The 26,426-nt window shown below is 45.9% G+C and carries 24 protein-coding genes and 1 other annotated feature; of the genes, 3 read left to right on the top strand and 21 right to left on the bottom strand.

Annotated elements, in window-relative coordinates; translation table 11 throughout:
* Positions 1 to 14: 14 nt before the first annotated feature.
* From DW183_RS04470 to hisA, 7 genes are all read right to left on the bottom strand, one after another.
* On the bottom strand, positions 15 to 2,306 hold the full coding sequence (locus DW183_RS04470; RefSeq protein ID WP_442969791.1) for a RelA/SpoT family protein: 2,292 nt from the start codon (positions 2,304 to 2,306) through the stop codon (positions 15 to 17).
* Between the two features lie 153 nt (positions 2,307 to 2,459).
* Positions 2,460 to 3,305 carry a GNAT family N-acetyltransferase gene (locus DW183_RS04465; protein WP_118280820.1) on the bottom strand — a complete coding sequence of 282 codons (846 nt, stop codon included), beginning with the start codon at positions 3,303 to 3,305 and terminating at the stop codon, positions 2,460 to 2,462.
* The gene (locus DW183_RS04460; RefSeq protein ID WP_118280819.1) at positions 3,302 to 4,516 is read right to left on the bottom strand and encodes an LL-diaminopimelate aminotransferase; all 1,215 of its coding nucleotides are present in this window, start codon (positions 4,514 to 4,516) and stop codon (positions 3,302 to 3,304) included. The genes DW183_RS04465 and DW183_RS04460 overlap by 4 nt, the downstream gene beginning before the upstream one ends.
* Before the next feature lie 57 nt (positions 4,517 to 4,573).
* Entirely contained in the window at positions 4,574 to 5,434 is an 861-nt protein-coding gene (gene dapF, locus DW183_RS04455) for a diaminopimelate epimerase (RefSeq protein ID WP_118280818.1), read from the bottom strand.
* A 37-nt stretch (positions 5,435 to 5,471) separates the two neighbouring features.
* A complete protein-coding gene (locus tag DW183_RS04450; protein WP_118280817.1) occupies positions 5,472 to 6,953 on the bottom strand; it encodes a hypothetical protein in 1,482 nt (493 codons plus the stop codon).
* Positions 6,946 to 7,692: an ABC transporter ATP-binding protein gene (locus tag DW183_RS04445; protein WP_118280816.1), complete on the bottom strand. Its 747-nt coding sequence runs from the start codon at positions 7,690 to 7,692 to the stop codon at positions 6,946 to 6,948. The genes DW183_RS04450 and DW183_RS04445 overlap by 8 nt, the downstream gene beginning before the upstream one ends.
* 26 nt (positions 7,693 to 7,718) lie before the next feature.
* Positions 7,719 to 8,498 carry a phosphoribosylformimino-5-aminoimidazole carboxamide ribotide isomerase gene (gene hisA, locus DW183_RS04440; protein WP_118280815.1) on the bottom strand — a complete coding sequence of 260 codons (780 nt, stop codon included), beginning with the start codon at positions 8,496 to 8,498 and terminating at the stop codon, positions 7,719 to 7,721.
* Between the two features lie 196 nt (positions 8,499 to 8,694).
* Between hisA and guaB the strand changes: the two genes are divergently transcribed.
* Complete coding sequence (gene guaB / locus DW183_RS04435; protein ID WP_118280814.1) at positions 8,695 to 10,155, top strand: IMP dehydrogenase; 1,461 nt, start codon at positions 8,695 to 8,697, stop codon at positions 10,153 to 10,155.
* An 87-nt stretch (positions 10,156 to 10,242) separates the two neighbouring features.
* Here guaB and DW183_RS04430 read toward each other — a convergent pair whose 3' ends face one another.
* The 4 genes from DW183_RS04430 to DW183_RS04415 form a co-directional block, all read right to left on the bottom strand.
* On the bottom strand, positions 10,243 to 10,491 hold the full coding sequence (locus tag DW183_RS04430) for a hypothetical protein (protein WP_118280813.1): 249 nt from the start codon (positions 10,489 to 10,491) through the stop codon (positions 10,243 to 10,245).
* A gap of 31 nt (positions 10,492 to 10,522) precedes the next feature.
* Entirely contained in the window at positions 10,523 to 11,023 is a 501-nt protein-coding gene (locus DW183_RS04425) for a phosphatase PAP2 family protein (protein WP_158573015.1), read from the bottom strand.
* Position 11,024: 1 nt separating this feature from the next.
* Positions 11,025 to 11,714, bottom strand: a complete 690-nt coding sequence (locus DW183_RS04420; protein ID WP_118280811.1) for a peptidoglycan recognition protein family protein — start codon at positions 11,712 to 11,714, stop codon at positions 11,025 to 11,027.
* A 116-nt stretch (positions 11,715 to 11,830) separates the two neighbouring features.
* Positions 11,831 to 14,533, bottom strand: coding sequence for a glycosyl hydrolase (locus tag DW183_RS04415; RefSeq protein ID WP_118280810.1), 2,703 nt, complete (start codon positions 14,531 to 14,533; stop codon positions 11,831 to 11,833).
* Positions 14,534 to 14,707: 174 nt separating this feature from the next.
* On the opposite strand from DW183_RS04415, the gene DW183_RS04410 reads away from it, so the two are divergent.
* Positions 14,708 to 15,691, top strand: a complete 984-nt coding sequence (locus tag DW183_RS04410; protein WP_118280809.1) for an AraC family transcriptional regulator — start codon at positions 14,708 to 14,710, stop codon at positions 15,689 to 15,691.
* A gap of 134 nt (positions 15,692 to 15,825) precedes the next feature.
* On the opposite strand, the gene DW183_RS04405 is transcribed toward DW183_RS04410, so the two are convergent.
* The 8 genes from DW183_RS04405 to fliB all read right to left on the bottom strand — a co-directional run bounded on the left by DW183_RS04405 (position 15,826) and on the right by fliB (position 22,483).
* Complete coding sequence (locus DW183_RS04405; protein ID WP_118280808.1) at positions 15,826 to 16,176, bottom strand: hypothetical protein; 351 nt, start codon at positions 16,174 to 16,176, stop codon at positions 15,826 to 15,828.
* Positions 16,177 to 16,270: 94 nt separating this feature from the next.
* Positions 16,271 to 16,627: a SpoVA/SpoVAEb family sporulation membrane protein gene (locus DW183_RS04400; RefSeq protein ID WP_118280807.1), complete on the bottom strand. Its 357-nt coding sequence runs from the start codon at positions 16,625 to 16,627 to the stop codon at positions 16,271 to 16,273.
* A complete protein-coding gene (locus tag DW183_RS04395) occupies positions 16,627 to 17,646 on the bottom strand; it encodes a stage V sporulation protein AD (RefSeq protein WP_118280806.1) in 1,020 nt (339 codons plus the stop codon). Before DW183_RS04395 ends, DW183_RS04400 begins: the two co-directional genes overlap by 1 nt.
* Before the next feature lie 215 nt (positions 17,647 to 17,861).
* Entirely contained in the window at positions 17,862 to 18,173 is a 312-nt protein-coding gene (locus DW183_RS04390) for a DUF3837 family protein (protein ID WP_118280805.1), read from the bottom strand.
* Positions 18,173 to 18,946, bottom strand: coding sequence for an ABC transporter ATP-binding protein (locus DW183_RS04385; RefSeq protein WP_118280804.1), 774 nt, complete (start codon positions 18,944 to 18,946; stop codon positions 18,173 to 18,175). The genes DW183_RS04390 and DW183_RS04385 overlap by 1 nt, the downstream gene beginning before the upstream one ends.
* Entirely contained in the window at positions 18,943 to 19,842 is a 900-nt protein-coding gene (locus DW183_RS04380) for an ABC transporter permease (protein ID WP_118280803.1), read from the bottom strand. The genes DW183_RS04385 and DW183_RS04380 overlap by 4 nt, the downstream gene beginning before the upstream one ends.
* Before the next feature lies 1 nt (position 19,843).
* Positions 19,844 to 20,863 (bottom strand): ABC transporter substrate-binding protein, encoded by a 1,020-nt coding sequence (locus DW183_RS04375; protein ID WP_118280802.1) that lies wholly within the window; start codon positions 20,861 to 20,863, stop codon positions 19,844 to 19,846.
* Between the two features lie 122 nt (positions 20,864 to 20,985).
* Positions 20,986 to 21,235: a binding site (T-box leader), on the bottom strand.
* A 60-nt stretch (positions 21,236 to 21,295) separates the two neighbouring features.
* Positions 21,296 to 22,483 (bottom strand): flagellin lysine-N-methylase, encoded by a 1,188-nt coding sequence (fliB, locus tag DW183_RS04365; protein ID WP_158573014.1) that lies wholly within the window; start codon positions 22,481 to 22,483, stop codon positions 21,296 to 21,298.
* 63 nt (positions 22,484 to 22,546) lie between these two features.
* Between fliB and DW183_RS04360 the strand changes: the two genes are divergently transcribed.
* Complete coding sequence (locus tag DW183_RS04360; protein WP_118280799.1) at positions 22,547 to 23,212, top strand: HAD family hydrolase; 666 nt, start codon at positions 22,547 to 22,549, stop codon at positions 23,210 to 23,212.
* 65 nt (positions 23,213 to 23,277) lie between these two features.
* Here DW183_RS04360 and DW183_RS04355 read toward each other — a convergent pair whose 3' ends face one another.
* Together DW183_RS04355 and DW183_RS04350 are read right to left on the bottom strand one after the other, a co-directional pair.
* Entirely contained in the window at positions 23,278 to 23,802 is a 525-nt protein-coding gene (locus DW183_RS04355; protein ID WP_118280798.1) for an adenine phosphoribosyltransferase, read from the bottom strand.
* 91 nt (positions 23,803 to 23,893) lie between these two features.
* Positions 23,894 to 26,386, bottom strand: a complete 2,493-nt coding sequence (locus DW183_RS04350) for a response regulator (protein ID WP_118280797.1) — start codon at positions 26,384 to 26,386, stop codon at positions 23,894 to 23,896.
* Between the last annotated feature and the right edge of the window lie 40 nt (positions 26,387 to 26,426).

Raw genomic sequence — 26,426 nt, 5'->3', positions numbered from 1 at the left:
ATGCTTTCTCCCATCTAGCCTGTCGTCCTTTCCACATCGATCACAGAGTCGATCTGCTTTAACTTTTCGATCAGACTACGCAATTCGTTCTTGCTCTTGGTTCCAAAATTGACCACGATCGTCGCAATGCCCTGCTTACTGGTCTTAGAAAAGATAGACTTGATATCTATATCACGCTCTGTAAATACTTTGGAAACATCTACCAAAAGCCCGGTTCTATTGTTGCCGTAAATATGGATCTCTGTCTGATAAACTTCACCGGAACGCTGTTCAATGGCATCCGGCTGCCACTCTGCTTCGATCAGGCGTTCTCTTTCACTATCCGGCAGATTGAGCACATTGATGCAATCCGTACGGTGGATGGAAACGCCTCGTCCACGCGTCACGAATCCAACGATCTCATCCCCCGGCACCGGTGTGCAGCACTTAGAGAAACGGACAGAAACATCATAAAGCCCCTTGACGGTAATACCGCTCTTGGACTTGTGTTCCTTTTGTTTTTCCTTTGCCGCAGGTGTGTTGTCCTCCGGCTGGTTATTCTCTGCCAAGATATCCTCATCCGTGATCAAAATCGGATGATCCTTCTTGTATGCTTCATACATACGGTTGACAAGCTGTCCCTCTTTCAAGCCGCCATGCCCTACGGCTGCAAGACAGTCATCCCAGCAATGGAAACCATACTTGCGGATGATCTTTTCCTGATATTCCGGTCGGTTGATATCGGAATAATTGATCCCCTTTGCCTTGGCAGAAGCCATCATGAGTTCCTTGCCCTTGATGATATTTTCTTCCTTAAACTCATTGCGGAACCACTGATTGATCTTGTTCTTTGCCTGTGTACTCTTGACAACATTTAGCCAATCCCGGCTCGGTCCTCTAGAATTCTGGGAAGTCAGCACCTCGATACGGTCTCCATTCTGGATCACATAATCGATCGGCACCAACTTGCCATTGACTTTGGCGCCCACCATCCTGTTACCGACCGCTGAATGGATGCTGTAGGCAAAGTCGATCGGTGTGGAGCCGTTCGGCAGATTCTTGACATCACCGGATGGCGTAAAGCAAAATACCATATCCGAAAAGAGGTTGAGATCACTTTTCAGCAGGCTCATGAACTCCTTGTTGTCCGACATGTCTCTCTGCCACTCCAAGATCTGGCGCAGCCAACTCAACTTTTCTTCTTCTTTGTTGATCGTGGCACCCTCGCCACTCTCCTTATATTTCCAATGCGCAGCAATACCATATTCGGAAGTCCTGTGCATATCATAGGTACGGATCTGTATTTCAAACGGTGTACCTGTCGGTCCGATCAGAGTCGTGTGCAATGACTGGTACATATTTGGCTTTGGCATAGCAATATAATCCTTGAAACGCCCCGGGATCGGCGTATACATCTCATGGATGACACCAAGTGCCGCATAACAATCCTTGACCGTCTCAACGATAATACGGATGGCAAAAAGATCATAGATCTGATCGATCGTCTTGTGCTGGTTGACCATCTTGCGGTAAATGCTAAAGAAATGCTTGGCACGTCCCTCGATGTCAGCCTCGATACCAGCCCCCTTCATGTGCTGTGACACCTCGGCAACCAGACCGTCAATATAAGCCTCCCGCTCCTGCTTGCGCAGTGCCACCTTTTCCACCAGATCATAGTAGGCTTCCGGCTCCAGATATTTGAGCGACAGGTCGTCCAGTTCGATCTTGATCTTGGAAATACCAAGACGCTGTGCCAAAGGCGCATAGATTTCCATGGTCTCTCTCGCCTTTTCCTTCTGCTTCTCCGGTGTCATATATTTAAGGGTACGCATATTGTGCAAACGATCCGCCAGTTTGATCAAAATAACACGGATATCCTTTGCCATGGCAAGAAACATCTTGCGGAGATTTTCTGCCTGCACTTCTACCTTGTCCGCATCATAGGACAACTGTCCCAGCTTGGTAACACCATCTACCAAAAGCGCTACTTCATCGGAAAACTCTGCTGAGATCTCCTCGATCGTCATAACGGTATCTTCTACCACATCATGCAAAAGTCCGGCAACGATCGTCTCCTTATCCATTTCCAGATCTGCCAAGATGATGGCAACGCAAAGCGGATGGATGATATAAGGCTCGCCCGACTTACGGCACTGCCCCTCATGCGCTGTATAGGCAATGTGATATGCCTTTTCGATCATGGTAATGTCCGTGTTCGGGTGATACTTACGGATGCGCTCGATCAGTTCACGATGCAGTTCTTCCGGCTCAACAAAATCCGCAGTGGCGATAATGCCCTTGCGTTCCCGGTCGATACTCTGTTCCATCTGTTCTAGTTGTTCTACAGTGAAATCTGCCATTCGTCATCTCCCCTTTCTGTTTCTGATACTCTCCACGAGCAAAACCAAAAAGTAGCACAAATTTTACCTTTGATTATAGTTAAAATTCTCCAAAAAAGCAACAAATCTCGCGGGATTCCTTTACAAATTATAAGAATAGATCCATTCGTCCGGCATTTGTTTTCCCTGAAATCCCATTTTTCCCAAAAATTGCCGCGATGCCAAGTTTCTTTCGTCCACATGGCTGATGATCCGCTCCATGCCGAGTTCGTCTTTTGCATAGGAAAGGATCGCCTGACAGACTTCCGTGGCATAGCCTTTTCGCCAGTGCTCCGGTGTGATCAGATAGCCCAGTTCTGCCTCCCCTTCCCGACAAGGTTCCCGGTACTCCAGGCCTGCACGCCCGATGAGTTTGCCGGAGTCTTTTTCAAAAACCAGCCACATACCAAATCCATAAAAACCATAAATACGCTCGATATAAGTCTCCTCATACAGCCTTTCCTGCTCATACTCATACAAAGGTTCAATAAAATCGGTCACATGCGGCTTGGCATATAAGGCAAAAAGGTCGTCCAGATCATCCATGCAGAATTCGCGTAGACGGCATCTTTTCGTCTCTAAGATCTGCCAGGGGATCCCGTGATACCTTTCAAAGACCCGGACAAAATCCTGATAGGTCACCTGTTCCAGGCTGAGCACCACATAGTTTGCCTGCATCATTTCATCTTCCTCTGCCTGAAATCCAAGCACAGCGATCCCCAACCCCTGCATCTGCTTTGCCATATCCGGCGAAGTCGTCAGGCAGATGGTCGCCGCCATATCCGAAAGATCAAAGAGTCCTGCCGCATTCTCCGGTTCCAAAAAGACCACCTTTTGAAAAAATGGCGTATTTTCCTGCAAATACGCCATTTGTCTTTCATAATTCTGTGGTGTGAATTTTTCTTTTTCTATATAGACCACAAGATTTTTTAAAGTTAATGTATTCATAGATTTTTGATACGTTCCAGTGCGCGCACAGAGTTTTCATAACTGCCAAAGGCTGTCAGTCTAAAGTAACCTTCTCCGCTTGGTCCAAATCCGCTTCCCGGTGTTCCTACCACATTTGCCTTCTCCAGTAAGAAGTCAAAGAAATCCCACGAGGTCATATTCTCCGGTGTCTTTAACCAGATATAAGGTGCATTGATGCCGCCATAGACTTCGTAACCGGCATCCTTGAGTCCGGTGTAGATGGTCTTGGCATTGTTCATGTAATAGCCGACCTGTTCTTTGATCTGTGCCTGTCCGGCATCAGAATATACAGCCTCGCCTGCACGCTGGATGATGTAAGGTGCGCCGTTGAACTTGGTTCCATGACGTCTTGCCCACATGCCGTTCAAAGAAACGCCGTCACATACCAGATCCTTTGGTACGACCGTAAAGCCAAGACGAACGCCGGTAAATCCTGCATTCTTTGAAAAACTGCGGATCTCGATCGCACAGGTCTTTGCTCCCTGACATTCATAGATGGTATGTGCCACATTGCTCTCGGAAATATATGCTTCATAAGCAGCATCGTAAATGATAATAGCGCCAATACGGTTTGCATAATCAACCCATTCCTGCAACTGATCCTTGGTCAGGGTTGTTCCTGTCGGATTGTTTGGCAGACACAGGTAAATGATATCCGGGTTCTCCTTTGGAAATTCCGGTACGAAATTATTTTCTGCCGTACATGGCATATAGATCACGTTGCTCCACATCTGTGTATTTGCATCGTATACACCTGTTCTTCCTGCCATAACGTTAGAATCAACATAAACCGGGTAAACAGGATCACAGACAGCGATACGGTTGTCCACAGAAAAAATCTCCTGAATATTACCGGAATCACTCTTGGCTCCATCGGATACAAAAATCTCATCCGCAGAGATATCGCATCCTCTTGCCTGATAATCATGTGCCACGATGGCATCCCGCAGGAAAGCATAACCTAAATCCGGTGCATAGCCGTGGAAGGTCTTGGCATCTCCCATCTCATCCACTGCCTTATGCATGGCCTCGATCATAGCCGGCGCGATCGGCTGGGTCACATCCCCGATACCCAGACGGATGATGTCTGCCTCCGGATGTGCCTCTGTAAAGGCATTGACTTTCTTTGCAATATTGCTGAACAAATAACTTCCTGGTAATTTTTGATAATTCGTATTGATCTTGTACATCTTCATTCTCCTTTTATGTCCATTCACAAGTTACTTTTGCTGTCAAGTTCTATACTCCTATAAATCGATTTCCCCGGAAAAAACCTCGGTTGCCGGACCTGTCATAAAGACATGGTTGGTCTTTTCGTCATAGACGACCTCCAGATGTCCGCCCAGAAGTTCGATATCTACACTCCGTCCTGTGAACCCGTTAAGATAGGACGCAACTGCCACAGCACAGGCTCCTGTACCGCAGGCAAGCGTTTCGCCGGAACCGCGTTCCCACACGCGCATACGCAAATGATCCTTGTCGATCACATTGATAAATTCGGTGTTGACCCGCTCCGGGAAAAGTTCATGTTTTTCAAAGACCGTTCCCACTGCCTCCAGCGGAAAATCTCTGACATCCTCCCCGATAAAGGTGATGCAGTGCGGATTTCCCATAGATACGCAGGTAATATCATAAGACCTGCCCTTGATCTCTAATGGCTCCGCCACGATCGCTTCCCTTCGATCGTCCGCCAAGCCAAGGACAGATGCTTTGACGGGAACCTGCGCCGGAATGAGTTCCGGCTCTCCCATATCGACACGCACCTTACTGACCTTGCCATCTTCTACCGTCAGTTTCAATGTCTTGATGCCGGAAAGGGTGTTGACCGTGATCGTCGTCTTGTCTGTCAGACCATGGTCATAGACATATTTTGCAACACAGCGAATGCCGTTTCCACACATTTTCCCACGGGAGCCATCTGCATTATACATATCCATTTCAAAGTCTGCCACATCAGACGCTTTTATCAGAATCAGCCCATCCGAACCAATGCCAAAATGACGGTCACTCACTCGAATGGCGGTTTCTGAAATATTGGGAATGACTTCCTTTGTGCAATCTACATACACATAGTCATTGCCACATCCATGCATTTTTGTAAATTTCATATGACGTTCCTTTCTCTTCTTTTTCTAACAGACCTGCTCAAAGACCGATTCCAAGCCCCACCGCAAGAAGAAGCGGTATTGCCACACCGGGCAGCCATCCCAAGAAAAAGGATGTGCTCTGCCGTAAGATCTGATTCTCCGATAGCATAGAATAATCTGCAAATTTTTTATCTATCTTAGCACCATAAAAGGCTGTTAGCAAACAGTAAGCAAGGCTGCATAGGAGAAAACTAAGACTTTCTAATATGCCAAAAGAAAACGCTATTCCCAGGAAAATACAAGATACGACCGCAACCGGAATGGTGATAAAAAGGTTTCTCTTGACCAGCAGTCCCTCCATATCTTTCTCCTCCATAGGCATAGATTCCATGATCCAATGCCGCTTTCCCTCCATGGAAAATCCGCAGTAACTACTGCTTCCCATACCGAGCAGTGCCAACAGTAGACAAAGGATCACAAGGTCAACACGCCCTCTGTCACAGTCAGCATATAAAAATTGCCTGATCTCCTGCGCCCTCAACAGGCAAAACGCACTCGACATAAGCGCATACATGGGGCCGATCAACGTACTTACCATATAAGACCGCGAATGGATCCACTGACTCCATAGTCTTTCTTCCAAAGCCCGATGCTTGGTTTTTGCCTCCTGTGTGCCATAAGAAAACGTTTTATATACTTTTGGCGCGCGCAGTGCCAGCACGATTTCCTGATAGGCGACCAGCATAAATAAAAAGAAGAATAAAAACCAGACGGAGGAGGCTACCAAAAACAGGAAGAAAAAGGCTCCGTTATTTTCCACAACACCATTTTGATACATCCTGCCAAAGGAGTAGTTGGCACAGATTGCCCGGATGATCTCAGACTGATCTTTATGCATCGACACCGCATTGGATACATTTCCTATGGAATTTCCCACCAGAAGTCCCATGACAAAAAGCACTGCCAGCATGATCATCGAATGCAGTAAGTTGCTGTTTTTGACGGAACAAAGGATAAGTGCCAGGAAAATACCCGCCAGAGATGCGATCCCGGTGATCGGCAGACAGGTAAAACATAGCCCCACGATCCAACGTCCCAAAAAGCCCCCATCTACAGAAACTGCCATCAGATATGCCTGTAAAAAAGGAATATTGCTCAAAAGAACCAGTATGGTACATACTACATACAATCGTAAAAAGATCAAAAACACATGCCAAAAGGTACTGATGGGCAAGGATAAAAGAAATAGGGCATTATCATCACCGGCTAAGAGTTCGTTGATCTTGATCATAGTAAAGATCAGCGTGAGAAGGCTTCCCAGCAGATAGCCTAAGACCGGCAAGGCTCCTGCAAGCCCGCCCTTTGACAAAGTCTGTCCCAGATAATAGCAGACACCATACAGAACAAATGCCAAAAGCAGTGGCACCAGACTTCGCAAAAAGAAAGCGATTTTTGCTTTGCCGCTTTTTGCATAACGGAATTCGCTAAAACGAAAGATCCCATCCAACTGTAATTTCACCAAAAGTGCCAAACTACGCATGGCTTTCCACCTGCGCTTTCGCGAGTTCTAACTGTTCCAAAAAGACCTCCTCCAAGGAAGCCTCCCTAGTCAGTTCCTCTACACTTCCACTCACAACGATATGCCCATGATCGATCATGGCGACCTTGTCACACAACTTTTCTGCCACTTCCAACACATGGGTCGAAAAGAAGATAGCACTTCCCTGTGCACACAAGGCGCGCATCTCTTGCTTTAATACCGCAGATGCCTTGGGATCCAAGCCCACAAAAGGTTCATCTAAGACCAATAACCTGGGCTGGTGTACAAAGGCACTGATCAGGGCTACCTTTTGCTTCATACCATGGGAATAGGAAGATATCAGATCTCCCAAGGCTTCCTTGATTTCAAAGGCATCCGCGATCTTCTCGATACGTTCTGTCCGCACATCCGTCGGCACTTCATAAATATCTGCGATAAAGTTGATATAAGAAATCCCAGTCATATATTCATACAGATCGGGATTATCCGGGATATATGCCATCTTTTTCTGGCATTCTTTCTTGGCTTCCCAAAGTGTTTTCCCATCAATATAGATTTCTCCATTATGGGAGGATAAGATGCCAACAATCGACTTGATCGTTGTAGATTTGCCGGCGCCATTGTGCCCGATAAAGCCAAAGATCTCTCCTTCCTCTACCTCAAGTGACACATGATCCACTGCCGGCTTTTGTCCATCATAAGATTTTGTAAAATCTTTTAGTTGCAATACTGTCGCCATTTGCTTCCCCTCAGCACTCCTCTTTTCTATACATCCTGCACATATTTTAGTACGGTCTCATAATTGAGATTGCCGCCAAAAAGATCCAGTGCCGAACCGATCGTGATATTGATCCTGCCGTCACCGATCTCCTTGATGTGTGTAATGTCCTGATAATCAGAAATACCTCCCGCATAAGTGATCGGGATCTTGCCCCAGTCTCCCAAAAGACGAACCAGATCTTCCTCGATCCCCTGGCACTTGCCCTCGACATCCGCCGCATGGATCAAAAACTCATCACAATAGGAAGAAAGCCGATCCAGTAACTCTGTCGTGATCTTTTCCTTGGTAAAATGCTGCCAACGATCTGTCACAATGAAATAATCGTCATCTGCCCTGCGTGCAGAAAGATCTAAGACGATATGTTCCTTGCCAACCGCCTCCACCAATCTGCCTAAATTCTGGTAATTGACCTTGCCATCAGAAAAGACATAGGACGTCACGATCACATGACTGGCTCCTTCCGCCAAAAAATATGCCGCATTGTCCGCTGTAATGCCTCCACCGATCTGCATGCCTCCCGGGTAAGTATGGAGTGCCAAGAGTGCCTGTTGTCTGGTTGCCTCATAGTAGGGACTGTCCGACTTGTTCAGCATGATCACATGCCCGCCTTTCAATCCATCCTTTGCGTAAAAGTCTGCAAAAAAATCAGCATCCCGCTTAGATACAAAATTCTCATTTGCCTGATCGCCCTCATCCTGCAAAGAAGCTCCAACGATCTGTTTCACCTTGCCATTGTGTATGTCGATACACGGTCGGTATTCCATAATAATATGTAGTTTCCTTTCTTAAAAAATCATTTGGATTGAGCATAGCACACTTTGTACGAAAAAGAAACCTTTTGTTCTACTTGCCTATCCTCTGCTATTTTGTTAAAATATCATATTAAAGTAGGGCTTGGTTGTCTTGCCGAACCTGCTAAAATATGAAATACGAGTGAAAAGAAAGAGAGGAAAACACACAATGGGTACAATTATTGGCGAAGGCATTACTTTTGACGATGTATTATTAGTCCCTCAGTATTCTGAGGTTACCCCTAATATGATTGATCTGACTACCAATCTGACCAAAAAAATCAAGTTAAACATTCCTATGATGAGTGCAGCAATGGATACGGTTACCGAATCCAAGATGGCGATTGCCATGGCTCGTCAGGGTGGTATCGGTATCATTCACAAGAACATGTCAATCGAAGCACAGGCTGAAGAAGTAGATAAGGTAAAGCGTTCTGAGAACGGCGTTATCACAGATCCATTTTATCTTTCACCGGAACATACCTTAAAAGATGCTGACGAACTGATGGCTAAGTTCCGTATTTCCGGTGTACCGATCACCGAGGGAACCAAGTTAGTCGGTATCATCACCAACCGTGATCTCAAGTTTGAAACTGATTTTTCTAAAAAGATTAAAGAATCTATGACTTCTAAGGAAGACGGTCTGATTACTGCCAAAGTCGGTATTACCTTAGATGAAGCAAAAGCAATTCTTGCAAAGGCACGCAAAGAGAAGTTACCAATCGTGGATGATGACTTCAATCTCCGTGGTCTGATTACAATCAAGGATATTGAAAAGCAGATTAAGTACCCATTGTCTGCAAAGGATGACCAGGGTCGCCTGCTCTGTGGTGCCGGTGTTGGTATCACTGGAAACATGATGGAACGTGTTGAGGCTCTTGTAAATGCCCATGTTGATGTTATCGTTATGGATTCTGCTCATGGTCATTCTAAGAACATCATTGAGGCTGTTAAGAAAGTTAAGGCTGCTTATCCGGATCTTCAGGTTATCGCAGGTAACATCGCTACCGGTGATGCTGCAAGAGCATTGATCGAAGCCGGTGCCGACGCTGTCAAGGTTGGTATCGGACCTGGATCTATCTGTACGACCCGTATTGTTGCCGGAATTGGTGTTCCACAGATCACTGCGATCATGGACTGCTATGCCGTTGCCAAAGAATATGGTATCCCGGTTATCGCTGATGGTGGTATCAAGTATTCCGGGGATATCACAAAGGCACTTGCTGCCGGTGGTAACGTATGTATGATGGGTAGCATGTTTGCAGGTTGTGACGAGGCTCCTGGTACTTTCGAGTTATTCCAGGGAAGAAAATACAAGGTTTACCGTGGTATGGGTTCCATCGCTGCTATGGAAAACGGAAGTAAAGACCGTTACTTCCAGGAAGGTGCTAAGAAGTTAGTACCGGAAGGTGTGGAAGGACGTGTTGCTTACAAGGGATCTTTGGAAGACATGATCTTCCAGCTCGTTGGTGGTATCCGTTCTGGTATGGGTTACAATGGATGTCCTACCATCCCGGAACTTCAGGAAAGAGCAAAATTTGTCAAGATTTCTGCTGCTTCCTTAAAGGAAAGCCATCCGCATGACATTCACATCACAAAAGAAGCACCAAACTACAGTGTGGACGAATAATTTTCACTTCAAATAGTAAGAAAAAGAACAGCCATGTCCTATATGTGACATGACTGTTCTTATATTTTATGCAATTTTTACCTTTTCCTACTCGTCACGAAAATGACCTGCTATGATATCAAAGATACACCAGATACCTCCGCCTGCCGTAGATGCAAGAAATATCTTGATAATGCAGATCAATAGGGATTTCTTTGTCAATGTTCCTGCCATAAATCCAACATAAAGGAAACGCACCGGACGGATGAACAACCAGTAACCGCCTACATAAATGGCAAGAATTGTTCCCAGCAAGCCCAAAAGCACTGCTGTCACTTTTCGTATGTTTTTCTTCATATTTTACTCTCCCATATATGGCTTGCGTCATCTAAAAGATCACATAAAAACCTAAAAATCCGATCAAAATTCCGAAAAATGCTCCCGCGATCACATCATGAATATAATGCACACCACCGATCACACGTATCAGGGCAAGAAATACACCCGCCACAAAGATCACACCTGCTATCACCGGAAAAACAGGCATAAAGCTCATGCCGATGATAAAGATTGAAAAGACATGGCGGCTCGGAAAACTCTTTCCCTTTGTATCTTTTTGAATAAGTGGTCTGATCTGCATCTGCTCATAAGGACGTGGTGCGTTGTAAACACGTCGGAATATGCTGACAACCACAAAGGCAACTCCCGGCACTAAAACAGTGTGATATAGCATCTCATATTTTTCTGAAAAAAGCAAATACAAAAGAAGCATAGGATATGCTGCTATCGTAAGTAATGTGATCACACGGTTTAGCCCCAGCATAAGCCCAAGCATTCCCGGATGCTTTCGTAAAGCATCTGCCATCTGATTATACTGCTCTTCGCGCATCCTACTCCTCCTGCACTTCACCATGCGTATCAATATATTGATTGACATCTGTCAAAAACTGTTGCCAGGCATCCTCATGCTCTACATAATAAAGTGGGCATTTTTTACCCGTCACATCATAATGACGAATGACATCGTCCGTTGTCAACTGAAAACGTCCCATCAGATATGCCGTCAACTCCACAAGCGAATCGTAAGTCTGCTGATTAAACTTACCTGTGGCATCCGGGTGACAACACTCAATGGAAATCGTGTCGTTGTTTCTGTCATTGGAAGCATAACTGATCTCATTGGTTGGGATGCACTGCACGATCTCTCCGTCAAGCCCCACAATAAAATGACTGCTGGCCATAGTCTCATGACTGTCTTTTAATCCTTCAAAATAATTACGGTTCTGGATCGCGGTGGAACCCGGATTGGCAGTATAGTGTATCACAATACCCTTGACTTCATTCATCGCAAGTCCCGGTCTGGAATAATCATTGATGGATAAGAGTTCCACATCGAGTTCCGGCTGCTGACTCACCACCTTATGGGCTGTTCTGCCCGAAAATACATCAACTACCTTGTGTCCGATTCCCAGTATAATGGTCAATGCTCCCACGGTCGCCAAAAATAAGATGATGACCTCTAGGATCAATTTTTTCTTTTGTTTTTTTGTAAATTTATGTCTTTTCTTCTTCGTTGCCATAAATCTATTATAGCCTTTTTTTTTATTTTCTCAATGCACAATAAAAAAGAAGGTGCCAGAAATAAACCAACACCTTCCTAAATGTACAAAGCTGGATATAAAACTCACGCTATGTATTATAAACTGTATATATGAACCTGGCCTGTAATCCCACTGCCGTCCTTTGGCACTTCCTTCGGACGTCCATACGGATCCGGTGTGCTGCTCATCTGGCGTTCCAGTGTTGTTGCGACCTCAATGCGGATCTTATTTTCGCCTGCTGCCAAGGCATCTGACAGGTCGAATACATAAGGGGCAAAGATCTGCAGTCCCAGATGCTTGTCGTTGACATAGACATCCACAGTCTCAAAGGCATCCGTAATCTCAAGCCAGTATCTCTTTCCGGCCTCTGCCCTTAGTGTATTCTCATATCGAATCCAACCGGAAAATTCCGGATCTACCTTGGCATAATCATCCGGGAAGGATACTTCTTCGGCATCGGAAAATGCAGGATAGTCGATACTCTTTACGGTACTTCGTTTCCATGTATGCAGAGGTGCCAGTTCTTTGGCTTCATCTGCAATTGCAGTCTCTTCCGTCACGGCACCAGCAAGCATTTGATCCGTCCCTGCATCCTGAGCCAGCAATAGGAAACGGCTCTTGCCCGGAGCAAGTCTCAGGCTGATTTTTCCATCCTTATCATCACTTGCATAGATTTTTTGCTCCCATGCATCATATACATAGACAGAAATTGTCTTTTCTTTTTCCTGCACCAGATCAAGACTTCCCTCGTAAACTTCCTTTCCTTCGTTGACCAGCATGTAGATCTGCATGCCGTCTTCCTTAATATAATGATAATAACGGATGTAGGAATCCTGCGGTGCTATGGTAATATCAGCCACTTCTTTTGTCTTCTCCGCGATGTCAGCCAAGCCTATGATCTCTGCGTCCGCGAGATTCTCTTCCAAAACCTGCTCTGATATTTCTCCATCAAACACTCCCTCCGGCTTCCCATCAACAAAATATACCGGCAGACCGGCGTCGGTAAGTTTCTTTACGTCTGATACAAATGCTGCATCCATAAACTGCATATACGGTACAAGAACTGCCTGATACTTCTGTGTATTGATCTGCAAACTGCCAGTTTCGATCTTTGTATGATATGTTTCCTTGTCTGAAAAAGCATCAAATGGGACAAAATCAAATTCCACCTGATTTTCCGCGAGGGCTCTTGCCACCTTTTCATCCGGCAGAACCTTTCCTGTCCACTCACCTTCTCCATGATAGAGCAAAGCCACCGGTGCCACATGTCTGCCACCGGAAATCAGTTCATTGGCACGATTCATATAAACCATCAATTGTCCAAATGCCTTATACTCCGGATTGTGTCCATGTGCATAGAAATGTGGTGGGCAGTCCGGATCCGGGAACTGTGCTGCACTAAAGGCATGCGGAACATAGTGGTTGACACCTCGCACCATAAAGTGATCTGCCAGATATTTTTCCAGACGAAGTCCCTCCTGCCATCCGTAGTTTCCAAAGATCTCACACATAGCATTTCCATGCTTGTTCTCGTCCAATGCTGCCAGCGAACTTGCCAATTTTCCAAGCATAAAGTGATAAAACTCACCATTTCTTACCTGAAATACACCAAGGTCATAATTATCATCTTCGCCCTGTGGATATACCTGTCCACCGATATCATCAATGCCTGCCATATCCTGTCCAAAAAGTGACCGGAAGTAGTGTCCTAACGTAGAACCTGTCCGGCAGTGCTGTCCGTTATCCTCAATGATATGTCCGATGTACTGCACACCGTGGTCGCGACACCAATCACCGATCTGGTAAGAAAAATTCTTCTCTACCAGTCGTGTCAGTATATCCATATATGTATATCTAGCTTTTGCGCGCTGACTCTCATCGCCCTCAGTCTCCCAGATCAAGGGCAGTTTTCGGGCAAAATCTGCACCCAGTTGCGCCTTTAAAGCCGCCTCCAATTCCTGTCCCCATGGGTAGTCCATATCAAAACCAATGCCCATCTCATGGTGCAGTTCATACAGATGACCATTACCGAGTTCCGGTTCATCTGAGAAAAATCCTGCGATCGTCTTGCCAAAATCATCTGCATAGTGCTCCCAATGCTTTTCATAGACGGCATCGATCAGCACCCGGCAGGATGCACCATCCGTCATATTGATATAGTCCGGGTGTGGACCACGGTTTCTTGTGGTGTTCATCTTGTACAAAACGCCATCTTCCTGTGGTGTATATGTGAACGTGCCGTCTTCTGCAACAAGTCCTGTCAGATCTTCTGCCCGTCCATCCGAAAAATGTACGGATATCCCAAGCAGTCTATCATCTGCAAATGCCGATTGCGGCTTGCTTTCATCCTTGCCGCCAAACATCATGGCAATCTGTTTTTCTACATCCCCAGGCTTCTTCTCATCCGGATGTTTCACCTGGTCTGCATCCAGCGACAAGACCTCCCCTGCTTTCAAAACATACTTCTGGCAGCAGATACTACGTCTGGCCAGAGAAAGCGGTTGGTCCTTCATGGCTCCGTTGGCAAAGCCAGTTGGGAAATGGCTGTCATCCAGAATCCACACCTTCATGTTACGTTTTCTCGCCTCGTCCAGGATCACATCCATATCCTGCCACCATTTGTCACCGCAGAAATCCGGATGTGGACGACTCTCCACACAGACCGCTCCAATATTTGCTTCATCAATCGCTCTCATGTAATCACGGAGCGTATCCTCGTCCTCTCCATGCTGCCAAAAGAATGGCAGAATGTAATTTTCATGCTGATCGTTTAAAATCCTCTCAATTGTTTGACTCATCGCCTATCCTCCTCGTTTTCCTATGTTTCAAGACAAATTTTCTCGAAAATATACTTATCTTATTTTAGATTATACGAATCTCCTAATTCCTCTGTAATCTCTGAACTTAGCCATTGTATTGACCAAACTTCACATTTATGTTATGAAATAATAAGATAGACAGGAGGACAGCACATGACACCGGAACATCTTGATGAATTTTTACGACAGGAAAACGACTATGAAAAGGATCCCAGCGCCACCTTTAATCTTACGGCTTTTAACGAGATCCTCTTACATATGACCTCTTTCCCCTACATAGAGGATTCTAAGGCTTTTACAGAACATATGATAATTTCTGCCGATGGTGTTATTGCATCCAAGCAGGATCGTCATCATGCGGTACTTCCCCATGCGCATAACTGGATGGAACTGGCATATATGTATTCCGGTCACGCCGATCTCACCATTGCCGGTCAAAAGATTTCTCTGGTTCAAGGGCAATGTATACTGATAAACTACAATGTTTCCCATTCCTGCGCCCCATGTGGTCACGATGATATTTTGATAAACCTCCTTTTGAGCCGTAATTATCTGCAAACGAATTTCTTTAACCGTTTTTCAGACAGCGGTTCTCTCGCCCACTATCTGATTGCCTCGCTTAACAATGAAAATAGGGAAAACGGTTATATCCATTTTAAATCGGCCGACAATCGCAGGCTTTCCGTTTTTATGCGGGAATTTCTGTGTGAATACTACGACAAAAGTATCCATTATAATGACTATCTGGACAGCCTTACGACCCTGATCTTTTTGGAACTTTCCGACATTTATAAGGACGAATCCATCCGGGATGCATCAGAACACAATGAAATTCTTTCCATCCTTCGTTATATTGAAGGCAACTACCGCAACTGCACCCTAAAAAGTACCGCAGAATTTTTCCACATGAATCCCAATTATCTGTCCGGTTACATCCACAAACACACAGGAAAAACTTTTAAGTCGCTTATTCAAGAACAGCGGATGATGCTTGCCACAAGACTTTTAAGCAACTCCGATCTTCCTGTCACAGACATTGCCCTGCAGGCCGGTTATGAAAATATCACCTTTTTTTACAAGAAATTCCGTCAACTCCACGGATGCTCGCCGGCAGAATACCGGAAACAATTCCAATAAAAACCTTCCCATACAAAGGATTTCCATGTAAAATAACCTATTCAGACAAAAGTTATGCTAGAAAGGATATAAGTAGTAAATAAAAGGAACACCGCCTCTTTGATTATAAAGACCGGTGTTCCTTTTCTTATTCCTTAATTGGCATTTGTATTGTTTGGTGTGGTCGTTTTATTGTTGTCTGTCATATTGTCTGTGGCATTTTCCACACCATTGGTCACATCTTTGACACCATCGGATACGCCGTCGGTCACATCCTTAACGCCGTCGCCTACACCATCGACAACATCATCAATGATGCCGCCGCCATTCTCCTTCGTCTTTGTGTCATCACTTGTGTCCTTCTTGTTGCCTCCGGTCGCGTCGTTGACATTCTGCGTTTCGTTCTTATTATTGTCGGTTGTGTTCTTGTTGGTTCCGCAACCTACAAAAGTAGCGAGTGCCAATACCGAAAGTGCCAATACCAGCAGAAGTTTTCCTTTTTTCATCGCGATATTCTCCTTTACACAATTTACCTCGTTCCTTGCAAGGCATTTATAGTATGGCTTGGATTTTCTGTTTTTATACCTAGTCCTATGCGTTTTATCGTTTTCGCTTGAGTGGGAAGATCAGGGCTCCCAAATAACCAAAGATGAGTGCCGCCGAAATCCCCACAGCCCCGGCCTTGAGCCCACCTGCAAAAGTTCCTAAGAATCCCTGTTCTTCCACGGCTTCTTTGACGCCTTTCCATAAGACATTGCCAAAGCCAAGCAGGGGCACTGATGCACCTGCGCCTGCAAATTCCACAAAAGGTTCATAGATGCCGATGGCTCCTAAAAGTGCTCCTGTGCAGACCAGAAGTACCATGATACGCCCCGGCAACATTTTTGTTTTTTCCATTAAGATCTGTACCAGGGCACAGATCAGACCGCCAATGACAAATGCTTTTACATAGTCCATCATGCCACCTCCTCATGTTCGATCACGACACCATGCGCAATGCCTGGTACACTGTTGCCCTCATTGAAACTGACCGGAGATAAGAGCGCTCCCGTCGGAATAAATAAGATCCGTTTCCATTTGCCAGATATGACACGGGGCAGATAATAGGATGCCAACGTGACCGCTGAGCAGCCACAGCCGGAGCCTCCCGCACAGGTGTGCTGCTCGTCTGCATCAAAAATTTCCATGCCACAGTCATAGTGATTGTCTGTGATGTCGCATCCACCGATACTGCAAAGTTCTGCCAGGATCTCGCTTCCCACACTTCCCAGATCCCCCGTGATGATGGCATCATAATCTTTGGGACTCCGCTCAAAATCTTTCATGTGGTTTAAAATGAGGGCAGATGCTGCAGGAGCCATGGCAGCCCCCATATTCTGTGCATCCCGGATGCCCAGATCCATGATCTTTCCCGTCGTGATGCCTGTGATCTTTGCCCCGGATTTAACCGTTCCCAAAATATAAGCACCGCTGCCTGTGACCGTCCATGTCGAACAAAGTGGTCTTTGGTTGGCATATTCTATAGGAAAACGGAATTGCCGCTCTGCTCCGCCAAAGTGTGAGGAAGTGACCGCAGCAACAAGATCAGCATAGCCTGCCGCAACGCTCATGGCTGCCAAAGATAAGGCTTCTCCCACCGTCGAGCAGGCACCATACAAACCGAAAAATGGTCTTTGAAACTCCATCAAGCCAAAAGAGGATGCAATGGTCTGTCCCAAAAGATCGCCCGCAAAGAGATAGCGCAACTGCTCTCCGTCCATCCCTGCCTTACCCAATGCCAGCGTCAGCGACTCTTTTTGCATCTCGCTTTCCGCACGTTCCCAGGAATCCGCGCCAAATCGGTCATCCGTACAGATCATGTCAAAACAATCCCCCAGTGGTCCCTCTCCTTCCAATTTTCCAACAACAGATGCCGTCTGCATGATATAAACCGGCTTCGGCAGACAGAGACTGTCCGCCCCCATTTGTATTTGCATACTATCCTCCTCGCCACAGGGACGTTCCTTTTGCCACAAGGAGTGTCCCCTTTGGCTCGTTCCCATGTTTTCGTTATTTTTCTATAGGATAGGATGCGTAAATTGAAGAAAAATATACTGGTGAAACACCATTGATAGAAAATACTCAGATTGAATATCTTTGATTTCAAAAAATTGATGCCAAAGGGACGCTCCTTGTGACAAAAGGAACGTCCCTAGTGGCCATCCCTGCCCTGGCGAAAGAGGTCTGCCATCTGGGCATCGTACTCATCCGCCGGACGGTAGCGCAGGAGCAAGGTTTTCAGATAAGCCTTGACCGGCTCAGTCTCTTCATCCGGTGTATAAGACGCTAAGGCTTCATCCACGATCTCCTTCATGACAAGCGGTGCGGTTTTCTCATCCACCGCCAGATCCATCAGACCTTTTAATTTTCCACAGGCATAATAATATTCATAGTTTCCCACCAAAATGGATGCCTGCATATCCAATTTCTTTTCTACAGCATTGACTGCCAATTCTTCTACCATTAATTACCACACTCCACACTGATCTCGTTAAATACACCCATGATATCGTCAACTGCAAGATCCTTTTTCTCCTTCCCGGACTTATCAAGAATCGCCTGCCCCTGATGCATCATCAAAAGCCGGTCACCATATTCCACTGCATAACGGAGATTGTGGGTGACCATCATGGTGGTCAGATGTTTTTCGGCTACGATCTTACCCGTCAGTTCCATAATGATCTCTGCTGTCTTTGGGTCTAATGCCGCCGTATGCTCATCTAAGATCAGCATGTCGATCGGTGTCATGGTCGCCATCAAAAGTGCCACTGCCTGCCTCTGTCCGCCGGAGAGGGAACCAACCTGCGTACGCATCTTATCTTCCAGCCCAAGTCCCAGCGGAAGCAACAACTCCCGGTAATAATCTTCCCGGCTCTTTTTGACGCTCATCCCCAGATTGTATGGCTTACCCTTATTGTCCGCAAGTGCCATGTTTTCCAAGATAGTCATATGCCCGCAAGTACCCTTGGAAGGATCCTGATAGACACGCCCGATACTGCGATGGCGCAGATAATCTTTCTGCCTTGTAATATCCTCGCCCCCAATCAGGATCTGCCCCCGATCCACACCGATACTGCCACAGATGATATTTAAAAGGGAAGTCTTTCCCGAACCGTTACTGCCGACGATGGAAACAAATTCTCCATCCTGGATCGTCAGATTGAAATCGTCAAACAGGCACATCTCGCTGACGGAGCCTGCATTATAATATTTGTGAATATGCTTTAATTCGATCATGCCCGCTCCTTTCTACGCTTTCTGCCCTGATATTTCTCGATCCTTGAGGAAAGTACCAGGATCAAGAGGAATAAGACTGCCGTTACCAGTTTTAAGTCCGTGGATTGTAGTCCGATACGGATGGCTGCTGCCACACAGCCCTTGTAAAGGATGGATCCCAGGATCACGCTGATAGAAAATCCAAACACACTGATCTGTCCGAAAAGTGCTGTTCCAATGATGACCGATGCCAGACCAATGACTGCGGTTCCAACACCCATAGATGCATCAAAAAAACGCTGCTGCTGGGCGAACATGGAGCCACTGAGGGAAACCAGACCGTTTGCAATGGCAAGTCCTAAAATCTTGATCTTGCCCTTGTCAATCCCCATCGAAGTCACCAGTGTTTCGTTGTCCCCGACTGCCTTTAAAAGATAACCGGATTTTGTCTTTAAATACCAATCCAGCACACATTTTACGATCACGACAATGATCGCAATGATGATCAAATTCTTATAAGGCGACAGGGCACCGCCAAGCAAATGATTGGTCAGACTATTGTTATAAATATTGTCATAATTGTAGATCGGCAGATTTGCCTTTCCCGCAATACGAAGGTTGACCGAATAAAGCGCCGTCATCATGATGATGCTGGCTAAAATATCCCGCACCTTTAATTTTACATGAATGAGTCCTGTGATCGTCCCTGCCATAAGTCCTGCTGCAAAACTAAGAAGAAGGGTCAGATATGGGTTCATGCCCTGTGAGATCAAAACAGCAGACAAGGAAGCCCCCAAAGGGAAGCTTCCATCTACTGTCATATCCGGAAAATCCAGGATCTTGTATGTGATATACATACCAAGTGCCATGATCGCGTAGATCATACCTTGTTCAAAAACACTGATAACTAAAGTCATTTTATTCCTCGCTTACTGTGATCGTATCAAATACTTCTGCTTTTTCGGTAAATGTATTTGGTAAATCGATACCTAACTTATCTGCCACTTCTGTGTTTGCGTAGTAACTTGGGTCTGTGATCTTTTCAAATGGCATTTCAGAAGCCTTTGCCTGACCCTTTAAGATCTTTGCTGCCATTTTTCCGGTCTGGATACCCAGTTTCTTGTAGTCGATACCTGCTGCTGCAAGACATCCATTCTTTACCTGCTCTACTTCGGAACCGAATACCGGAATGTTTGCCTGATTTGCATGCTCAAGTACGGTCTGTAAACCGCTGACTACGGTGTTGTCTGTCAGGTTGGTAATGCAGTCTACCTTGCTTACCATGTCTGCTGCTGCCATATCCACATCAGCGATGGTGTTGATACCGGTCTCTACGATCTCAAATCCGTAATCCGGTGCATATTCCTTGTAAGTTTCAATGGTGCTGACTGAATTTGTCTCGCTTGTGGTGTAGATAATACCGATCTTCTTTGCATCAGGCATCAGTTCGCGGATCATCTCTAACTGTTCCTTGACCGGAAGTGCATCGGATGTTCCTGTGATATTTCCTACGGAATTTCCGTCATCATCTGCAAGCTGCGCTGCGACCGGATCGGAGATTGCCGTATAAACAACCGGGATCTCTGTATTCATTGCAGAATTGTATGCGCTCATGGCACAAGGTGTTGCAATGGCACAGATCATATCGACCTTTTTGGAAACATAGTTGTCTGCGATCGTGCTTGCTGTACCGGTATCGGTCTGGGCATTGTCATAAAGGACTGTCAGGTTCTCGCCCTCAACAATACCTTCTTCCTTCAGCCCCTCCAAAAAGCCTTCACGGCAATTATCCAAAGAGCCATGCTCCGCAAACTGGGCAATACCGATCGTGTACTCTGTGTCGGATGACTTCTTGCTGTCACTGCTTGCGTTTCCACAACCTACTGCTCCGATTGCCATCATTGCTACCATCATTCCTGCTACAATTCTTTTCTTCATTTTCTTTTCCTCCTAGAATTCAATACTTTTTCAAAGACATTTGCCATTCTTTGAATGATGTATGAATCGGATTCGGAATTTGGACTGGTAAATAGGATAATAAAAAAACCGCCCCAGAAAAACTCTGAGGCGGTAATAAAATCATTATCGCGGTACCACTCAAATTGGCTGCTATGCAACCCTCTCATTCCACATACCATCATACGTGCCAGTTTAGTAACGAGTCTGGTTCCCGTCATCCCCTACTCTGAAAAGATCATTTCAGGCATGCCCTCACAAGTCCATTCCTAACTTTTTGCATTGCCATCTTCCACCAACGATGACTCTCTGTGAATGTTCCAAGATAGTACTTCTCTTGTTCAACGGTTTCTCAAATATATGTTATTTATACTCCAATGTTGTCCCTCTGTCAAGAATTTTTTATAAGGATTTTTACAAAAAATCTTTTCGTACCCTGCTAAGGATTCCATCCGTCACCCCCGTATTGTGCCGCATCCGCCGCTCCAAAGAAGATAGGGTTCTTACCTGCAGATCCAGATCATAGGTCACTTTATGCTTCTTACAATCCAGCCAGGCGATCGCATCCATGACCATATAAAGTTCCAGATACATATTGCCCAAGAGAATGGTCTTGAGCAGATGATAATCCTCATAGACACATAAGAGCATTTCATAGAGATAGTATATGTAATACTTGCGGTATTTGTCATAAGTTCCCGGCATTTCCTCTTCCATTTCCTGCCAGATCTTTTCAAAAAAGGCTCCTGCTTCCTCTGCCGTCTTACCATTACAAAGACGATAATAAAGCCGGATACATTTTTTCAGGTAAGCGTTGTTGACCGCCAGATTTGGCAGATCCAACTGATGCGCAATGACCTTATCTACCAGATCCATAGGGAAAAATAACATCTGCCTTGGTGCACCTGCATCCAAATCCTCCTGTTCTCCTACCCGCCTGCTTTCCTGACACCGGTTCCTATAGGCATCTAACACGGTATTTGCCTCAGCACGCTTATCACGCATCAGATGCTCATGCATGGCATCGAAGCACCGGTATTGCCGGTATAAAAGTGCGACGTCAAAACGCTCCTGCGTCTGTGCCTCATCCACCATGGTCTGACGCAGATCCTGTAAAAATTCTAAAAAAGGAAGATCCTCATTGCCTATCTTCCAAAGGATCTCTCTTTCTTCCTTTTGCCAAGGAAGCATGGAAAGCGGCTCTTTTTCCTCTAAAAACAGGCGTGCCACCTCCGGACAGGCAAGTTCTAAGGCGATCTCCGCAAATGCTTCATAAGAGATCGTGCGCCTCGGATATTCCCTGCATACACGCGGCATCAGATCCGTCCTGCCCTCCTGCTGCAAACCGCACAATCCCTCCCCGGTATGATAGGGACAGGATCCCAAACGCTTTCTGATCTGGGGGCTATCTGTCTTTTGTCCTTTGATATTTCGCAGGAGAGTCTTTCTACGGTCTGCCGGCTCCTGCTCTATCTTTTCCATCGTTTTCGCATCCACCAAAATCTGCCAGCCCTTGCAACAAGTCTTGGGGCATACCCCCTTGCTGCAATGAAATTTATCTAAAAAGGAAATCCCGAAATACTTCATACTATTTGTCCTCATCCGTCTCCTGTGCTATACTGTTCCGCGAACGAAATCATTTACGCTACGAAAAAGGAGATCTTCATGAAATTAGATGCCGTAATCTTTGATATGGACGGAACCATTACAGACACCGAAAAATTTTATAACCGCACCTGGCCACTCGCTTTTGCCGCCTGCGGTTATCCTGATTTTACCAGAGAAGATGCCCTGATGCAACGAAGCCTCAATCACGCGGATGCACAAAAACTCTGGGGCAGCCGCTACGGGGAGGATTTCTCCTTTGAGACCGTGCACCAATACAACACAAAACTGGTTTTGGATCTCATGGAAAAAGAAGGTATCGAGACAAAACCAGGCTTAGACCAACTGCTGACCTATCTCAAAGACCACAAGATCCGGGCGGCTGTTGCCACTGCCACCAAACTGGATCGCGCTTTGGAACGTTTAAAGACAGTCGGACTGGAAAACGCTTTTGATACCGTGATCAGTGCTTCCATGGTAAAACAGGGCAAGCCTCACCCGGATGTCTATCTGCATGTCTGCAAGGAACTGGGCGCGGATCCGGCGCATTGTCTTGCTCTGGAGGATTCGCCTAACGGGATCCGTTCGGCACATGATGCCGGATGTATTACCGTCATGATCCCGGATCTTACCATGCCGACACCGGACATTGAGCCACTGCTTTATGACTGGGCTGGCGATCTTTCCAAGGTCATCCCTCTAATCGAACGCTTACAGGCAGAATAAGAAGACACAAAAAGCAAAAGAGGCATGCACGCAGCATGCCTCTTGTCATTTCAAAAGCCTGTCTTTTATTTACCCTCATAGGTCACAACAGATGCGACATCATACTTTGCCAACTTATCTCTGCCGTGAAGTCCTGCAAGTTCCATCAAGAATACGATCTTGACAACCTCGCCGCCAAGTTCTTCTACCAGTTGTGCAGCAGCCTCGATCGTTCCACCGGTCGCGATCAGATCATCTACCAATACCACCTTTTGTCCCGGCTTGATAGAATCCTTGTGCATCTCGATCGTTGCAGAACCATACTCCAGATCATATGTCTTGGATACGGTAGCGCATGGCAGTTTACCAGCCTTACGAACCGGCACAAATGGCTTGTTCAGCGCATAGGCGATCGGCACACCAAAGATAAATCCTCTGGACTCTGCTCCTGCGATCACATCAAAATCCACGCCATCCAGCAACTTGATCATCTCATCGATTGCCAGATGTAGTCCATCTGCTTCCTGCAAAATACTTGTAACATCACGGAAGATAATGCCTTCCTCCGGAAAATCCGGAATACTTCTTATGTAGTCTTCAACCTTTTTCATCGCTTGACCTCTTATCTTTTATTTTATAATGTCCGATACCCTGCATCAAACACCAAGTCCTATCTCATGTTATACTCATGCGCCCCACATGTCAAGTGGCAGCCTTGCCCTTTTCCAGTATATCTTTCATCTGCTCACAGATCGCAATACTGGTATCCAGATCCAGATTTCTGACACTAGCCGCCAGTTGATCGATCCTTACCTGCAAAGTTTCCTCATAGGCATAGCCCTCCAGCATCTGCATGATCTGATCTATGCCGTCATAATCCAGATTTTCCGCATCGGCACATAACATAGAAAGCATACCAAGGATCCATGCTCTATCTGTCATATTGGGTTTCTTTTCTAACGGCTGCATATGCACCGAAAGATTTTGCCTGCAAGCCTCGACTTCTTCCATCAAAACGCCATGCAGATGTCGCAGACGTTCTTCCTTGCCGTCTCTTGCCGCATATTCTAAGATCCTGGCAAGCGCGGATGCCTGCATGGCTCCGATCAACGCCAGATTGCTCTTTAGGGCATGCACCTTGATCCGATAGGCATCTATCCCCTTAGGGCCGGAAATATCCTGATATAAAAGATCCAGTTCCGCAACAGCGCTCTCACAGCCATTATAAAAATCTTCCACGGATTCCCACAACATCTGCGCATTCAGAAAATGCAAGAGCCCATATTCCCAGTCAAAGCCTTCCACCTGCGGCAGTTCCTGTAAGGCTTCGTGATTTTTTTCACCGTAGACTTCCGAGTTATTGCCGGAAAGTTCTATAGGCTCCACATGGATATTGTGGAGTGCCAGTTGCTCTACGATCAGATTTTCCAAGCGATGGGAATCGATCGGTTTGGACAGATAGTCCGTAAAACCGATCTGCATATACTGCTCCTTGGCACCGATGATGGCATTTGCCGTCAGTACGATGACCGGCGTATCCTTGCAGCGGTTCTCCTGCATGCTCTGCATATAAGAAAAAGTCTCGACACCGTCCAGTTCCGGCATCATATGATCCAAAAAGATAATATCATAATGGCGCTTTTTGACCATTTCCAGACAGGTAAAGCCATTGTCCACCTCGTCGATCTGGATCTGTGTATGCTTGAGCAGTTTGCAAAAGACCTTGCGGTTCATGGCATTGTCATCCACAAGGAGAACATGCACATTTGGCGCCAGAAAAGTAAAATGCTGCTCTTTGCTGTTGTCTGCATTCTTTTTATCCTTGACCTGGAAATGCCCGATCGGGGTCCAATCTTTGACACGCTGTTTTAGATCAAAATAAAAGGTAGAGCCCTGCCCATAGACACTCCTGACCTGTAGGTTAGAGTCCATCATATGCAAAAGATTTGCCGTGATCGCCATACCAAGTCCCGTACCCTCGATGTTGCGGTTGGTCTTTTCATCGATACGCTCAAATGCCTCAAAAAGACGATGCAGGTCTTCCTCCCGGATCCCCACACCGGTGTCTTCGATCTCAAAATGCAGGACTTCCGAATCTTCTTCCTGGTGCCCGGTCACGGAAAAATTGATACCGCCCTCTCTGGTGTATTTGATGGCATTGCTCATGATATTATTGATGATCTGGCGCAGGCGCAGGGAATCTCCCCGATACATGGCAGGCAGTTTCTCATCCACATGGATATGCAGATACAAGCCCTTTTCCTTAGCACGCAGACCGAATACCGTCACGGTATCGTGTAGCACATCACACAGTTCGTAATCATCTGCCATCAATTCCATCTTACCGGATTCAATTCTGGAAAAGTCCAAGATCTCGTTGACGATCTCAAGCAGGGATTCCGTTGAAGTCCGAATATCCTGTGCCAGACTTCTGGTATTATCTTCCCTGGTCTCACGCAGGATCATTTCATCCATGCCCAGAACCGTATTGATCGGTGTTCGGATCTCATGCGACATATTTGCAAGGAAATTGCTCTTGGAATGGTTGGCGATCTCCGCCTCTCTCTGCGCGTGCTTTGCTTTTTGCGTCACTTCCACCAGAAGTTTGTTTTTCTCCTCCACGATGCTATCCTGCTGCTTTTGCATCCATGCCTGCACCTTGACGATCAGACCTACCGCCACCGTCGTGACAAAGATACTCTGAACCACATCGAGGAAAAAACTTGCCTGCAGCATCTGCCCGTGCACCAATTGTGGATATTTGTAAGAGAGCCAATAACAACCGATGATAACGATAGCATCCAAAGACAACATAACAACAAAATTTACGCCATCCAAAAGCAGGAAAATAAATAAGATTCCCAGCGCAAACCAACTGGACATTCCACTTTCAATACCACCTTGGGAGAAAAAGATGCCAGGAAATAAAAAGAAGCAACTCACAATAACCATAAAATTGGAGGCTACACCCAGCCGCCCCTTATAATTTGCCAGATAAAAAGGAAGGACAGCGATCAGAATTGCCACAATAAAGATCGGCACCGGCTGTACCGGCAATAGCGATGCTATTGCCATGATAATAGAAAATACTCCGCCCAGCACTGCGACCACGACCATCACATTAAATAGAACCAGCCGCATACCCTTGGTACGCACATTGAAAAAACTTTTGATCTTATCCACAAAACTCTGCATAAATTCCCCCACGATATCACGTCAATATTATGTTTATTAT

The organism is Roseburia sp. AM16-25 (genome assembly GCF_003473825.1).
Lineage (GTDB): Bacteria > Bacillota > Clostridia > Lachnospirales > Lachnospiraceae > Pararoseburia > Pararoseburia lenta.
Note: the sequence above shows the minus strand (reverse complement) of the source record. Positions and strands in the feature narration are given on the sequence as shown.

Bases quoted from the DNA above. Each gene is read 5' to 3' on its own strand.
- DW183_RS04420 (WP_118280811.1), bottom strand. From the start codon at position 11,714: ATGGCAACGAAGAAGAAAAGACATAAATTTACAAAAAAACAAAAGAAA.
- DW183_RS04405 (WP_118280808.1), bottom strand. From the start codon at position 16,176: ATGAAAAAAGGAAAACTTCTGCTGGTATTGGCACTTTCGGTATTGGCA.
- DW183_RS04450 (WP_118280817.1), bottom strand. From the start codon at position 6,953: ATGCGTAGTTTGGCACTTTTGGTGAAATTACAGTTGGATGGGATCTTT.
- DW183_RS04445 (WP_118280816.1), bottom strand. From the start codon at position 7,692: ATGGCGACAGTATTGCAACTAAAAGATTTTACAAAATCTTATGATGGA.
- DW183_RS04470 (WP_442969791.1), bottom strand. From the start codon at position 2,306: ATGGAACAGAGTATCGACCGGGAACGCAAGGGCATTATCGCCACTGCG.
- guaB (WP_118280814.1), top strand. From the start codon at position 8,695: ATGGGTACAATTATTGGCGAAGGCATTACTTTTGACGATGTATTATTA.
- DW183_RS04425 (WP_158573015.1), bottom strand. From the start codon at position 11,023: ATGCGCGAAGAGCAGTATAATCAGATGGCAGATGCTTTACGAAAGCAT.
- DW183_RS04460 (WP_118280819.1), bottom strand. From the start codon at position 4,516: ATGTACAAGATCAATACGAATTATCAAAAATTACCAGGAAGTTATTTG.
- DW183_RS04430 (WP_118280813.1), bottom strand. From the start codon at position 10,491: ATGAAGAAAAACATACGAAAAGTGACAGCAGTGCTTTTGGGCTTGCTG.
- DW183_RS04400 (WP_118280807.1), bottom strand. From the start codon at position 16,627: ATGGACTATGTAAAAGCATTTGTCATTGGCGGTCTGATCTGTGCCCTG.
- dapF (WP_118280818.1), bottom strand. From the start codon at position 5,434: ATGAAATTTACAAAAATGCATGGATGTGGCAATGACTATGTGTATGTA.
- fliB (WP_158573014.1), bottom strand. From the start codon at position 22,483: ATGAGGACAAATAGTATGAAGTATTTCGGGATTTCCTTTTTAGATAAA.
- DW183_RS04350 (WP_118280797.1), bottom strand. From the start codon at position 26,386: ATGCAGAGTTTTGTGGATAAGATCAAAAGTTTTTTCAATGTGCGTACC.
- DW183_RS04415 (WP_118280810.1), bottom strand. From the start codon at position 14,533: ATGAGTCAAACAATTGAGAGGATTTTAAACGATCAGCATGAAAATTAC.
- DW183_RS04390 (WP_118280805.1), bottom strand. From the start codon at position 18,173: ATGGTAGAAGAATTGGCAGTCAATGCTGTAGAAAAGAAATTGGATATG.
- DW183_RS04355 (WP_118280798.1), bottom strand. From the start codon at position 23,802: ATGAAAAAGGTTGAAGACTACATAAGAAGTATTCCGGATTTTCCGGAG.
- DW183_RS04385 (WP_118280804.1), bottom strand. From the start codon at position 18,946: ATGATCGAATTAAAGCATATTCACAAATATTATAATGCAGGCTCCGTC.
- DW183_RS04375 (WP_118280802.1), bottom strand. From the start codon at position 20,863: ATGAAGAAAAGAATTGTAGCAGGAATGATGGTAGCAATGATGGCAATC.
- DW183_RS04395 (WP_118280806.1), bottom strand. From the start codon at position 17,646: ATGCAAATACAAATGGGGGCGGACAGTCTCTGTCTGCCGAAGCCGGTT.
- DW183_RS04360 (WP_118280799.1), top strand. From the start codon at position 22,547: ATGAAATTAGATGCCGTAATCTTTGATATGGACGGAACCATTACAGAC.
- hisA (WP_118280815.1), bottom strand. From the start codon at position 8,498: ATGGAATACCGACCGTGTATCGACATACACAATGGCAAGGTGAAACAG.
- DW183_RS04465 (WP_118280820.1), bottom strand. From the start codon at position 3,305: ATGAATACATTAACTTTAAAAAATCTTGTGGTCTATATAGAAAAAGAA.
- DW183_RS04380 (WP_118280803.1), bottom strand. From the start codon at position 19,842: ATGACTTTAGTTATCAGTGTTTTTGAACAAGGTATGATCTACGCGATC.
- DW183_RS04410 (WP_118280809.1), top strand. From the start codon at position 14,708: ATGACACCGGAACATCTTGATGAATTTTTACGACAGGAAAACGACTAT.